This is a genomic window from Polynucleobacter sp. JS-JIR-II-b4 (assembly GCF_018687815.1).
Classification (GTDB): Bacteria; Pseudomonadota; Gammaproteobacteria; order Burkholderiales; family Burkholderiaceae; genus Polynucleobacter.
In genome coordinates this window covers 486668-499543 of the sequence record NZ_CP061306.1, presented here as the reverse complement: position 1 = coordinate 499543, position 12876 = coordinate 486668, and the positions used below count along the sequence as shown (strand labels likewise).

Below are 12876 nucleotides of genomic sequence, written 5' to 3'. Positions count from 1 at the left end.
ATATTCCTGCTGAACTATATTTTGACTACTTAATGGACCTGACGGCTAAAGCTAAAGTCACCGGCTTTATCAACATCGACAGGCACTACATCCATGGGTCCAAACTTACCTTCCAAAATCATCTTAGATACTGGGTTTTCAATATGCTGCTGAATCGCCCGCTTAAGTGGCCTTGCTCCAAAGACTGGATCAAAACCCACCTCGGCAATCTTATTCAAGGCTGCATCACTGACCTCAAGCTGCATATCCACTTTTGCCAAACGATCTGACAAGTTCTTCAGCAAGATCTTCGCAATACTCGCAATATTGCCCTTGTCTAGACCATGGAACACTACGATTTCATCAATACGGTTTAAGAACTCAGGGCGGAAATGATTCTTTAGCTCTTCAAATACCGCTTCTTTAATTTCTGCTTGCTTCTTATCCACCATTGACTGAATTAAATGCGAACCAATATTGCTGGTCATGACGATGACGGTATTCTTGAAGTCCACGGTGCGACCTTGACCATCTGTTAGACGACCATCATCCAATACCTGCAAGAGAACATTAAATACATCTGGGTGAGCTTTCTCGATTTCATCAAACAAGATCACGCTATATGGATGACGACGAACTTGCTCGGTTAAATAACCACCCTCTTCGTAGCCAACGTAGCCCGGAGGCGCGCCGATTAAACGCGCCACGCTATGCTTCTCCATAAACTCACTCATATCAATACGAATGAGGTGATCTTCGCTATCAAACAAGAAGCCAGCTAGGGCTTTACAGAGCTCGGTTTTACCAACCCCGGTAGGCCCAAGGAATAAGAAGGATCCATAAGGACGATTCTCTTCAGCCAAACCAGCACGGGAACGACGAATAGCATCTGATACTGCGCGAATGGCCTCTTCTTGGCCAACCACACGCTTATGCAGCAGCTCCTCCATCTTGAGCAACTTATCGCGCTCACCTTGCATCATCTTTGATACCGGAATACCTGTTGCACGAGAAACCACTTCAGCAATTTCTTCGGCGCCAACTTGGGTGCGAAGTAACTTGTTCTTCACTACGCCATCTTTATCACCCTTAGCTTCGGCTGCAGCAGCAGACTTCAACTTAGCCTCAAGCTCAGGCAACTTACCATACTGCAACTCCGCAACTTTTTCCAACTTGCCATCGCGTTGTAACTTTGCAATATCTACCCTTACTTTCTCAATCTCCTCTTTCAGCTGAGCTGCGCCTAATACAGCGCCCTTCTCCGCTTTCCAAACCTCTTCTAAATCAGCATATTCAGCGCCTAGACGTTTAATTTCATCCTCAATGAGACCTAGGCGTTTTTGCGAAGCATCGTCCTTCTCCTTCTTAACCGCTTCGCGCTCAATCTTTAATTGAATCAGACGACGCTCCAGCCTATCCATCACCTCAGGCTTAGAATCAATCTCCATCCGAATGCGCGAACCCGCTTCGTCAATTAGGTCGATCGCCTTATCTGGCAAGAAACGATCCGTAATGTAGCGATGCGATAACTCAGCAGCCGCAACAATAGCTGGATCAGTAATTTCGATACCATGATGTAGTTCATAGCGCTCTTTAAGGCCTCGCAAGATGGCAATAGTTGCCTCGACGGTAGGCTCTTCCACCATCACTTTTTGGAAACGACGTTCCAGCGCTGGATCTTTTTCGATGTACTTACGATATTCGTCTAAGGTAGTTGCACCAATGCAATGTAATTCACCGCGGGCCAAGGCAGGCTTGAGCATATTTCCAGCATCCATTGCGCCATCACCTTTACCAGCACCTACCATCGTATGAATCTCGTCGATAAAGATAATGGTTTGACCTTCATCTTTGGCGACATCACTCAGAACAGCCTTGAGACGCTCTTCGAATTCACCGCGGTACTTGGCACCAGCCAATAACAAGGCCATGTCCAAGACCAAGACACGCTTATTTTTCAAAGTCTCAGGAACTTCACCATTAACAATACGCTGCGCTAAGCCTTCAACGATAGCAGTCTTACCAACACCTGGCTCACCAATGAGTACCGGATTGTTCTTGCCACGACGTTGCAAAATTTGAATGGTGCGACGAATCTCATCATCACGCCCAATGACTGGATCGAGCTTGCCCATGCGCGCGCGCTCAGTTAAATCGACTGTGTATTTCTTTAAGGCTTCACGTTGGCCTTCAGCATCCGCACTATTCACTGACTCTCCTCCGCGCACTAAATCAATAGCCGCTTCTAACGATTTACGATTTAATCCATTCTCACGAGCCACTTTACCGAGCTCACCTTTGTCATCAGCCACCACTAGCAAGAACAATTCGCCTGCAATAAATTGATCATTGCGCTTATTGGCCTCTTTTTCACATAGGTTGAGCCAGTTACTTAAATCACGGCCGACCTGCACTTCTCCACCCGTGCCTTGCACCTCAGGAAGATTGCCGATGATTTTCTCTGCGCCCTTTTCTAACCCAGAAACATTCACCCCAGCTCGGGTCAACAAACTCTTGGCGCCACCATCAGAATCACGCAACATTGCCAGCAATACGTGGGCAGGTTCAATATATTGATTATCTTTAGCTAAAGCGATACTTTGGGCCTCACTTAAGGCCTCCTGAAACTTGGTTGTTAATTTATCTATTCTCATTTTTGCACTCCATATATCTATCTATAGAATATAAGGGCATTAATGATAATTTCAAGCATCCAACGCACTTTTAACCCAAATTTGATCTATTTTGACCTGGCTTGTATACCTACTTGAGTGTGCAGATGGCACCTACTATGCCGGTATTACCAATCGTTTAGAGCATCGCCTAGACGCCCATAATTCGGGGCAAGGCGCTCGTTATACAAGATCACGCAGTCCAGTTGTCCTCTTAGCAACACAAGAACACCCCGACCGTTCTGAAGCCTCTAAAGCGGAGCTCCGCTTAAAGCGTTTACCAAGGTCTAAAAAACTCGCTTTTTTTGAGATTGAGATCGCCACCAAAACTGGGCACATTTAGCCAGAGCAATCTTTAAGCCAGCAATACAATATAGCCATAACAAAACCAATTATTTAACCGGACAACAATCATGCAACCAAAATGGGGAACCAGAGGAATGGCGGTAGCGCCACATTCTCTAGCATCAGAATCTGCTTTAGCTGTTTTACGAGAAGGCGGCAATGCCTTAGAAGCAATGGTTGCGGCTGCTGCAACTATTGCAGTGGTCTACCCCCATATGAACTCCATAGGCGGCGACTCGTTCTGGGTGATTCACTCCCCAGGCAAGGCTATGGGCGGAATTGACGCCTGCGGCGCAGCTGCTGGTTTGGCCACCAAACAATGGTATGCAGAACGCGGCATCACCAAAGCCATTCCATTTCGCGGTCCAGTAGCTGCCAATACGGTTGCAGGCACTATCTCTGGCTGGGGCGCAGCACACAAGCTCTCCAAGCAAGGGCTGGGTGGAAAACTACCGCTTTCACGCCTATTAGCTGATGCGATTCACTATGCAGAGGCCGGGACACCAGTTACTTTCAGCCAATCCAGCCTCACAGAAAAGAAGCGTCAAGAACTGAGTCCAATTCCAGGTTTCGCAGAGACTTTTTTAGTGGATGGCAAGGCGCCTGCCGTTGGTAGCATCTTTAAGCAAGAACGTCTTGCCAAAACCTTACGTCAGATTGCCAAAAAAGGGACGGATGATTACTACCGTGGCGAACTAGCTGAATCCCTAGCAGAAGAACTCACTGAACTGGGAAGCCCACTGAGATTAGACGACCTACACCGTCACGAGGCAAAACTCATAGACCCTCTTGAGCTCAAACATAGCAAGGGCAATGTCTACAACATGACTCCACCTACACAAGGTGTTGTCTCATTGATGATTATTGGCATCTTGGATCAATTGAACTTAAAACGCTTCAAAGTGGATAGCCCAGAATACGTTCACCACTGCGTTGAAGCCACCAAGCAAGCATTTAAGATTCGAGATCAGTTTGTAACAGACCCCGCGTACATGACAAAGAATGCGCAATCTTTCTTATCACCTGCGTTCCTGAAAAAGTTAGCCAAGAATATTGACCCTAATAAAGCGCTCCCATGGGGCCAGGGTAAAGGTCCTGCAGATACCATTTGGATGGGCGTAATTGATGGTGACGGTAATTGCGTTTCTTTTATTCAAAGTATCTATCATGAGTTTGGCGCAGGCATTGTGCTTCCCACCTCAGGAGTCAACTGGCAAAACCGCGGTTGCAGCTTTTCTCTTGACCCAAATACACTCAATCACCTTGAGCCCTATCGCAAGCCTTTTCATACCCTTAACCCAGCGATGGCCTTATTTAAAGATGGTCGCTCAATGGTTTATGGAACGATGGGTGGAGATGGACAACCTCAAACCCAGTGCGCAGTATTTACTCGAACAGCAACTTATGGCCTTGATCCACAGGATGCGATTAGTCGCCCACGCTGGTTGCTTGGCCGTACCTGGGGACAAACGAGTGATAGCTTAAAACTAGAATCACGCTTTGGTCCAGAAGTCGCAAAGAAACTTCAAGCTTTAGGTCATGAAATTGAAATGCTAGACGCCTTTGACGAAACTGTTGGCCATGCAGGCTGCATCATTCGTGATCCATCTGGAATATTGCAAGGGGGATGGGATCCCAGAAGCGATGGCGCTGTGAGCTCGTTCTAGTAGTGAGTATTGATCTTGTGCAATTAAAAAAGGCTACCGAATTGGTAGCCTTTTTTCTATACAATTTTTTACTACTTATGCAGCACGCGTCTTCATATACTTAGCGCGCATTGGGCGCAGTACGAAGAACGCTAGGATGGCTGCAGTAGCATCCAATACGATCATGATGGCAAATACTGGTATCCAGCTTTCAGTGACACCATGAATATAGGCTGCAACTGGAGCGCCGATAATGGAGCCAACACCTTGAGCCATGTACAAGAAGCCATAGTTTGTAGTGGCATGCTTTTGACCAAAAGTATCAGTCAAAGTAGATGGGAATAAAGAGAAAATCTCACCCCAACCAAAGAACACAATACCTGAGAGCAATACGAACATAACAGGATCTGAGCGTGTCATTACCCAAGCAAACATAGCAACTGCTTCTAAACCAAAAGCAATCGTCATTGTGTATTCACGTCCGATACGATCAGATACCCAGCCAAATATTGGACGAGTTAAACCATTGGTAACACGATCAATCGTTAAGGCTAAAGGTAAAGCAGCCATACCAAAAACCATGGCCGATGTAATACCAAAGTCTTTTGCAAATGCACCCATCTGAGAGATCACCATCAAACCTGATGTAGACATCATGGACATCATCAAAAACATGAGCCAAAAAACTGGTGTCTTTAACATTGTCTTTGGCGCAACTCCCGATGCAGCAGCCTCTTTTTGATCAGCTGTTTGCACACGATCAGCGTGAGGAACACGAATACCTTGTGCAGCCAATAGTCCAACAGCGCCAATAATGTAGCCAAAGAATGTCAACGTACCTTGAATACCCGTCTCAGTCAAACTAGCGGAAATTGGAAAAGTAGTCAGCAATGCGCCGATACCATAACCAGCAGCAACCATGCCCACAGCAAATCCACGATTATTTGGAAACCAACGAACCATCAAACCTACAACGCCGATGTAAACAATGCCGGTACCCAGTCCACCCAAAACGCCGTAGGTGAGGTAAAGATTGGATACGGTAGTAAGGTTAGCTGAAAGAACCCAGCTTGCGCCCGTCAGAATAGTGCCAATGGACAACAAAAGACGAGGGCCAAATTTATCAACTAAGTAACCCTGAAATGGTGAGAAGAAAGTCTGCAACACAATTAAGATTGAGAATGTGATTTGTAATTCGGTCAAAGTAACGCCAAGTTGACCCATGATTGGCTTAGTAAATAAAGCCCATACATATTGCGGACTAGAAATGGACATCATGCAAATCACGCCCAATGCTAATTGCACCCACTTCGACTTGAGGGGGTTCTTACTGGTACTTTCCGCACCCATTACAGCTGAAGTCATATGAATCTCCCATTTATTATTTAATCAAAATTTCTAAATACTTTTGTACATGCATTTTGATCTAAATTTGCGGGTAATTACTAAGGAATTCCCTTAGATGGTGCAGAAACGTTTATTTTGATGCGGCATGATGCACCAATAAAAACAAAAACCACCCCTAGGGGTGGTTCATCTTTTTAAATAGGAAGCCGCTTATGTAAAACGAGTTTGTTCTAGCATCCGGAAGCAGTTGCCGTGGGAACGCTCACACCATTAGTGCCAGGCAAACTAGACCACACAGGATTAGATGAGGTTACGGGCAGCATATAAGCCCAGTGCGTGAGGCCAGCCGTCCCATTGCCAGTTGACATCTGCATCAAAAATGTAGGTTGACCGCTAGATGTAGTTAACTGCCCAGAGCCTACGGTTAGGGATGATCCATAAAAACCAATAGATACTGAATTATTAGCCGTTACGGACCCCACTATTGTTGATGCTGACCAATTGGCACCATTGTTAGTGCTAGCAAAAGAGCAGCCTAATAAAAATCCCTGATTTACAGAAGTGATATGCCAAATAGTCTGATCGTTTACCGCACTAGTTTTTGGATTTCCCGAAGAGCTACATGCATAGGCTAACAGGTAATCAGTAGGCACATACCAATACGTATCCACAAAAGCAGAAAGATCTTTTGTTGCCAAAGTAGATGGGGTTGATTGCGCCTGTACGCTATCACCCGCACCGCAACCAGATAGACCTACTGCAGAAAGTATCGACATACAAAATAAGAGCTTACTGACTGCGGCATGTTTCATTATTTCTTCCATTTAGATAGAGCTACCTCATCTGTAACCCGAGCATCAACCCAGCGAGAACCTTCGGGGGTATCTTCTTTTTTCCAGAACGGGGCTGCAGTCTTGAGGTAGTCCATGATGAACTCGCAGGCAGCAAATGCCTCGCCCCTGTGTGCGCTAGTGACTGCCACCAATACGATTTGATCTTCGGGCAACAAAGGCCCAACACGATGGATCACTAATGTTTGATAAATGTCCCAGCGTGCTTTGGCTTGATCCAGAATTTCCTGTAGCGCTTTTTCAGTCATGCCGGGGTAATGCTCAAGCGTCATGCTCTTTACTTGGCTGCCGTCATTCATATCTCGCACGGCACCCAAAAAAGAAACTACCGCACCTACTCGTGGGTCACCCTTGCGTAGCGCTGCTATTTCAGCACTAAGGTCAAAATCGCTTTCTTGGATTTTGATTGGCATATCAGCCCCCAGTTACCGGAGGAAAGAAAGCAATTTCTGCACCATCTTGCAATGCTGTATTTGCATCAACCATGTGTTGGTTCAAGGCGCAACGCAAGACTTTGCCATCCGCCAAGACTTCAGACCATGGATTGCCACGTTCAATAAGGTGTGTTCTGAGATCGGCAATGGTTTTTACTGTCGCCGGGATGGCAATACTCTCTTGCGAGATGCCAAGCGCTTCACGTAGTGAGGCAAAGAATCGTAATTCGAGTTTCATAAACTAATCGTAAACCGATTATTTGAGGAGTGCATCAAAAGGGATGTACTTCACCAGATCACCAGCTTTAATTGGCTGATTTGGCGGACAATCCACCAAGCCATCACCCCAGGAAGCACTAGTGAGAACGCCAGAGCTTTGATTAGGAAATAAATCAAGCCCCCCATTGCTATTCAATTTGACGCGTAAGAACTCATTGCGTCGATCAGCTTTCAACCAATCAAAATCTGCTCGCATGAAGTAGGACTGTGGAAGCCTGGCTTCGCGTCCCTGCAATTTGAGAATAAAAGGGCGTACAAATAACAAGAAGGTGACAAAGCTGGATACAGGATTGCCTGGCAAACCAATAAACCAGGCCTCACCATCTTTAGGGTCATCTGATTTACGTACCGCACCAAAGGCGAGCGGCTTACCAGGCTTGATAGCGATCTGCCATAAATCTAATCTTCCTTCAGCTGTCACTGCAGGCTTGATGTGGTCTTCTTCGCCAACCGATACACCACCAGAAGTGATGATTAAATCGTGATCTTTGCTAGCTTTACGCAATGCATCACGTGTCGCATCCAGGCGATCCGGGACAATACCTAAATCAGTCGCATCGCATCCCAAGGATTTTAGGCAAGCCAACAAGGTATCTCGATTCGAGTTGTAAATGCCACCTGGCTTTAGAGGCTCGCCCGGAAGAGCTAACTCGTCACCCGTAAAAAAGGCAGCCACCTTAACGCGACGTTTAACGCTTAAGTGAGTCAAACCTGCTGAAGCAGCCACACCCAACTCCTGTGGGCGCAAGAAAGCACCTGCAGTGAGAGCAGTTTTTCCAGCCGTGAGATCTTCGCCTTTGCGACGAATCCACTGACCTGCTGTTGGAGTAATATTGATAATCACTTGACCGCCTTCACCCTCTAGCGAACAATCCTCTTGCATCACGACTGCATCAGCACCTGGAGGCACAGGGGCTCCCGTAAAAATTCTGGCAGCAGTGCCGGACTCCAACGGGGCTCCCATCGATCCAGCCGGAATACGTTGAGCAATCTTGAGTGTTTTCCCTGGAGTGGCGGTATCAGCAGAGCGAACCGCATATCCATCCATCGCAGTGTTATCGAGCGGAGGTACATCCACTAGGCTATTGACGTTTTCAGCGAGCACTCGGCCCAATGCAGCCTGCATGGCAACCTTCTCACTCTCACCAACAGTTTGAGCATGCGAGAGTAAATGATCTAAAGCCTGCTGCGCAGTCAACATTGGTGGCTTTGTCATAAGATTATTTTTAATGCCTGAATTTTCTAGGTTAAAAATTAACTTAGATGTTTAGTAATAAAAGCTTTAACTTGATTTACATCGGCATCGATATTCTCTACGCGCTGTGGCTTTGATTTGATATCTTTAAATGCTGGTGGGCATTCAGCTGGTCGGCCTAAGGCAATTTCAATCGTTTCTTCGAACTTTATGGGGAGCGCTGTCTCGAGCACGATCATCGGGATTCCGGCTTGCAAATGCTCACGAGCCACTTTTACGCCATCAGCGGTATGGGTATCAATCATTACACCGTAGCGCTTGTCAATATCACGAATCGTTTCTAGGCGATTCTCATGCGTGCTACGACCAGATTGGAACCCGTATTTACCAAGCTCTTTAAAGATGGATTCTTTCGAGATATCAAACCCACCCGCCTCATCAACCTGCTTAAACATAGCAGCAGTCGCTTTACCATCTTGACCCATGAAATCAAATACGAAGCGCTCGAAGTTACTAGCTTTAGAGATGTCCATCGAAGGGCTGGAAGTATGCAATGTCTCAGCGGACTTGCGGGCACGATAAACGCCTGTGGAGAAGAATTCATCCAACACATTATTTTCGTTGGTGGCAACAATAAGATGCTCGATAGGTAAACCCATCATGCGGGCGATATGGCCAGCACAGACATTACCGAAGTTGCCGGAAGGCACCGTGAATGAGACTTTTTCAGAGCTGGACTTAGTAGCCAATAGATGGCCTTGGAAGTAGTACACCACCTGAGCCACAACACGACCCCAATTAATAGAGTTCACTGTACCGATTTGGTTCTTCGCTTTAAAGGCATGGTCATTGCTGACTGCCTTAACAATATCCTGGCAGTCATCGAAGACGCCAGCTACTGCTAAGTTAAAAATATTGGGGTCTTGCAAGGAATACATTTGCGCCGACTGAAAGGCGCTCATCTTGCCAAGCGGTGACAGCATAAATACTTTCACACCCTCTTTACCACGCATTGCATACTCAGCAGCACTACCCGTATCACCAGAAGTAGCACCCAAAATATTGAGCTGCTGCCCTTTTTTCTTTAAGGCGTACTCAAAAAGATTACCCAGCAATTGCATAGCCATGTCTTTAAAAGCCAACGTTGGGCCATTTGAAAGACTCAATAGCCCAATGCGTGCTCCCTGCTCTTCGCCAAGCCAATGCAAAGGCGTGATGTCTTTAGCGTCATCTTGTGCACGGCCATTGCAGTAGACCTGCTCGGTATACGTTTTACGCAAGATTGCACGCAAATCTGCTTCGGGAATATCGTCGCAATACAGACTCAATACTTCATAAGCGAGATCTGCATATGACAAGCCACGCCAAGAATCTAGTTGCGCTGCAGTGACTTGCGGGTATTGAGTAGGTAAATACAAGCCGCCATCAGGCGCCAATCCACCCAACAAAATTTCTAAGAAGGATTGTTGTGGACTATTGCCACGAGTAGATTGGTAACGCATATATTTTGCTGAGTTTTACTTAAGACAGATTTTCTAAACGGATCTTCACCACTTCGCCAGCAACTGTCTTGAGATTCTGAATCTCTTTAATCGCGGCAAGCATGTTCTTTTCTTTAGTCTCGTGAGTTAAAGCCACCAAATCAGTTTGACTTTCACCCTCATCAGCTTCTTTTTGCAAGAGTGCGTCAATGGAAACGCCATGCGATGCCAAAATCTTAGTGATATCAGCTAATACGCCAGCTTGATCAGCTACACGCAAGCGCAGATAGTAACTAGTAGTGATCTCGCCAATAGGGAGCACTGGTGTGTCATGAACAGCATCTGGCTGGAAGGCCAAGTAAGGTACGCGATGTTCAGCGTCAGCGCTTAGCAAACGAGTGATATCCACTAAGTCAGCAATCACTGCAGAAGCGGTTGGCTCAGAGCCTGCGCCTTTGCCGTAATACAAAGTCGTTCCAACGGCATCGCCAAATACTTGCACAGCATTCATGGCGCCCTCAACGTTTGCAATCAAACGCTTCGAAGGAATGAGAGTTGGGTGAACACGCAACTCAACACCAGTTGACGTTTTCTTGGCAATACCAAGCAACTTAATGCGATAGCCTAATTGCTCTGCATACTTTATATCAATTGCATCTAATTTAGTGATGCCTTCGATGTGTGCTTTTTCAAACTGCATTGGAATACCAAACGCAATCGCACTCATGATGGTCGCTTTATGAGCAGCATCAACACCTTCAATATCAAAAGTCGGATCCGCTTCTGCATAGCCTAGGCGTTGGGCTTCTTTAAGTACTGTTGCGAAATCCAAACCTTTGTCGCGCATCTCTGACAAGATGAAATTGGTTGTGCCGTTAATGATGCCGGCAATCCATTCGATACGGTTTGCTGTTAAGCCTTCACGCAAGGCTTTAATAATGGGAATGCCACCAGCTACAGCGGCTTCAAAGGCAACCATCACGCCTTTAGCATGCGCCGCCTTAAAGATTTCGTTACCGTGAACAGCAATCAATGCTTTATTAGCTGTAACTACATGCTTACCTGCGGCAATTGCCTCAAGAACCAAGTCTTTAGCGATGCCATAACCACCAATAAGCTCAACAACGATGTCGATCTCTGGGTTATTGATCACGGCACGGGCATCACTTACCACTTGTGCGCGGTCTTTAACTAATTCTTTGGCACGTTCTACATTTAAATCAGCAACTGTATTAATGCGAATGCCGCGCCCAGCACGACGAGTAATTTCATCTTGGTTACGCTCGAGAACAGTGAATACGCCACCACCAACAGTGCCAATACCTAACAGACCTACTTGAATCGGTTTCATGATGCCTTTGCTGCAGTTGAAGAAGCCTTACGGCTGTGCTTATTACGATAACGCTCCAGAAAACGAGCAAGGCGGCTAATAGCCTCCTTGAGCACATCTTCGTGAGGCAAGAACACTACACGGAAGTGATCAGGTTTGCCCCAGTTAAAACCGGAGCCCTGCACTAACAATACTTTTTCTTCTTTTAAAAGATCAGCAACAAATTGTTGATCATCTTCAATTGGATAAACCTCAGGATCTAGCTTTGGAAATAAATACAAAGCAGATTTTGGTTTCACGCAAGTCACGCCTGGAATATCAGTTATGAGTTTCCATGCAAGATCACGTTGCTTTGCAAGGCGACCGCCCTCACCCACTAAATCATTAATACTTTGGTAACCACCCAATGCTGTTTGAATCGCATACTGACCTGGCACGTTCGCACACAAGCGCATTGAGGCCAACATATTGAGGCCCTCGATATAGTCACGGACCATTTCTTTATCGCCTGAAACCACCATCCAGCCAGCACGGTAGCCGCAGGAACGGTAATTTTTAGAAAGGCCATTGAAGGTAATAATGACTACATCGGTAGACAAAGAAGCTAATGAGAGATGCTTCTCGCCGTCGTACAGCATCTTGTCGTAAATCTCATCCGCAAACAAAATCAAACCATGCTCACGAGCAATTTGAGTTAACTCAAGCAATACTTCTTTAGAGTAAATCGCACCAGTAGGATTGTTTGGATTAATCACCACAATCGCTTTGGTACGCGGTGTAATTTTTTTACGAAGATCGCTTAAATCTGGCGCCCACTCTTTGGATTCATCACAAAGATAGTGCACTGGTGTGCCACTCGACAAACTGACTGCAGCAGTCCAAAGCGGGTAATCTGGTGTTGGGACCAATACCTCATCACCATCATTTAAGAGTGCATTCATCGACAGAACGATGAGTTCAGAAACACCATTGCCGGTATAGACATCATCCAAGGTCACGCCTTGAATGCCCTTTTCTTGGCAATACTGCATGATGGCTTTGCGAGCAGCAAAGATTCCCTTGGAATCCGAATAAGCTGACGCGTTGCTTAAATTGCGAATCATGTCCAACTGAATCTCTTCAGGGGGATCAAAACCGAAAACCCCTACGTTTCCGATGTTTAATTTGATGATTTTGTGGCCCTCTTCCTCCATGCGCTGAGCAAGCTCAAGCACCGGCCCACGTATGTCATAACAGACGTTATCGAGCTTTTGGGACTTTAGGATCGGTTTCACAATAAATTTAAGGGTAAGTTCTTGAAATATGAGAAAAAACAGC

At 46.1% G+C, this 12876-nt stretch carries 11 protein-coding genes; 2 read left to right on the top strand and 9 right to left on the bottom strand.

Annotated features, from left to right (window positions below; genetic code table 11):
• Nucleotides 1–29: 29 nt before the first annotated feature.
• Entirely contained in the window at nucleotides 30–2633 is a 2604-nt protein-coding gene (clpB, locus tag ICV90_RS02560; RefSeq protein WP_215359447.1) for an ATP-dependent chaperone ClpB, read from the bottom strand.
• 91 nt (nucleotides 2634–2724) lie between these two features.
• Between clpB and ICV90_RS02555 the strand changes: the two genes are divergently transcribed.
• Together ICV90_RS02555 and ggt are read left to right on the top strand one after the other, a co-directional pair.
• Complete coding sequence (locus tag ICV90_RS02555) at nucleotides 2725–2994, top strand: GIY-YIG nuclease family protein (protein ID WP_215359445.1); 270 nt, start codon at nucleotides 2725–2727, stop codon at nucleotides 2992–2994.
• A gap of 70 nt (nucleotides 2995–3064) precedes the next feature.
• On the top strand, nucleotides 3065–4663 hold the full coding sequence (gene ggt / locus ICV90_RS02550; protein ID WP_215359443.1) for a gamma-glutamyltransferase: 1599 nt from the start codon (nucleotides 3065–3067) through the stop codon (nucleotides 4661–4663).
• Between the two features lie 75 nt (nucleotides 4664–4738).
• Here the strand turns inward: ggt and oxlT are convergent, their stop codons facing one another.
• From oxlT to ICV90_RS02510, 8 genes are all read right to left on the bottom strand, one after another.
• Nucleotides 4739–6007 carry an oxalate/formate MFS antiporter gene (gene oxlT, locus ICV90_RS02545; protein ID WP_215359441.1) on the bottom strand — a complete coding sequence of 423 codons (1269 nt, stop codon included), beginning with the start codon at nucleotides 6005–6007 and terminating at the stop codon, nucleotides 4739–4741.
• 212 nt (nucleotides 6008–6219) lie between these two features.
• Complete coding sequence (locus ICV90_RS02540; protein ID WP_215359439.1) at nucleotides 6220–6801, bottom strand: hypothetical protein; 582 nt, start codon at nucleotides 6799–6801, stop codon at nucleotides 6220–6222.
• Entirely contained in the window at nucleotides 6801–7253 is a 453-nt protein-coding gene (gene moaE / locus ICV90_RS02535) for a molybdopterin synthase catalytic subunit MoaE (RefSeq protein ID WP_215359437.1), read from the bottom strand. Before moaE ends, ICV90_RS02540 begins: the two co-directional genes overlap by 1 nt.
• 1 nt (nucleotide 7254) lies before the next feature.
• A complete protein-coding gene (gene moaD / locus ICV90_RS02530; RefSeq protein WP_215359435.1) occupies nucleotides 7255–7512 on the bottom strand; it encodes a molybdopterin converting factor subunit 1 in 258 nt (85 codons plus the stop codon).
• 18 nt (nucleotides 7513–7530) lie between these two features.
• Complete coding sequence (glp, locus tag ICV90_RS02525; RefSeq protein WP_251367768.1) at nucleotides 7531–8769, bottom strand: gephyrin-like molybdotransferase Glp; 1239 nt, start codon at nucleotides 8767–8769, stop codon at nucleotides 7531–7533.
• Between the two features lie 38 nt (nucleotides 8770–8807).
• Nucleotides 8808–10250 carry a threonine synthase gene (gene thrC / locus ICV90_RS02520; protein ID WP_215359433.1) on the bottom strand — a complete coding sequence of 481 codons (1443 nt, stop codon included), beginning with the start codon at nucleotides 10248–10250 and terminating at the stop codon, nucleotides 8808–8810.
• Between the two features lie 19 nt (nucleotides 10251–10269).
• Nucleotides 10270–11580, bottom strand: coding sequence for a homoserine dehydrogenase (locus ICV90_RS02515; protein WP_215359431.1), 1311 nt, complete (start codon nucleotides 11578–11580; stop codon nucleotides 10270–10272).
• The gene (locus ICV90_RS02510) at nucleotides 11577–12833 is read right to left on the bottom strand and encodes a pyridoxal phosphate-dependent aminotransferase (protein ID WP_215359429.1); all 1257 of its coding nucleotides are present in this window, start codon (nucleotides 12831–12833) and stop codon (nucleotides 11577–11579) included. Before ICV90_RS02510 ends, ICV90_RS02515 begins: the two co-directional genes overlap by 4 nt.
• Nucleotides 12834–12876 lie beyond the last annotated feature (43 nt).

Bases quoted from the DNA above. Each gene is read 5' to 3' on its own strand.
- glp (WP_251367768.1), bottom strand. From the start codon at position 8,769: ATGACAAAGCCACCAATGTTGACTGCGCAGCAGGCTTTAGATCATTTA.
- moaD (WP_215359435.1), bottom strand. From the start codon at position 7,512: ATGAAACTCGAATTACGATTCTTTGCCTCACTACGTGAAGCGCTTGGC.
- moaE (WP_215359437.1), bottom strand. From the start codon at position 7,253: ATGCCAATCAAAATCCAAGAAAGCGATTTTGACCTTAGTGCTGAAATA.
- clpB (WP_215359447.1), bottom strand. From the start codon at position 2,633: ATGAGAATAGATAAATTAACAACCAAGTTTCAGGAGGCCTTAAGTGAG.
- oxlT (WP_215359441.1), bottom strand. From the start codon at position 6,007: ATGACTTCAGCTGTAATGGGTGCGGAAAGTACCAGTAAGAACCCCCTC.
- ICV90_RS02540 (WP_215359439.1), bottom strand. From the start codon at position 6,801: ATGAAACATGCCGCAGTCAGTAAGCTCTTATTTTGTATGTCGATACTT.
- ggt (WP_215359443.1), top strand. From the start codon at position 3,065: ATGCAACCAAAATGGGGAACCAGAGGAATGGCGGTAGCGCCACATTCT.
- ICV90_RS02515 (WP_215359431.1), bottom strand. From the start codon at position 11,580: ATGAAACCGATTCAAGTAGGTCTGTTAGGTATTGGCACTGTTGGTGGT.
- thrC (WP_215359433.1), bottom strand. From the start codon at position 10,250: ATGCGTTACCAATCTACTCGTGGCAATAGTCCACAACAATCCTTCTTA.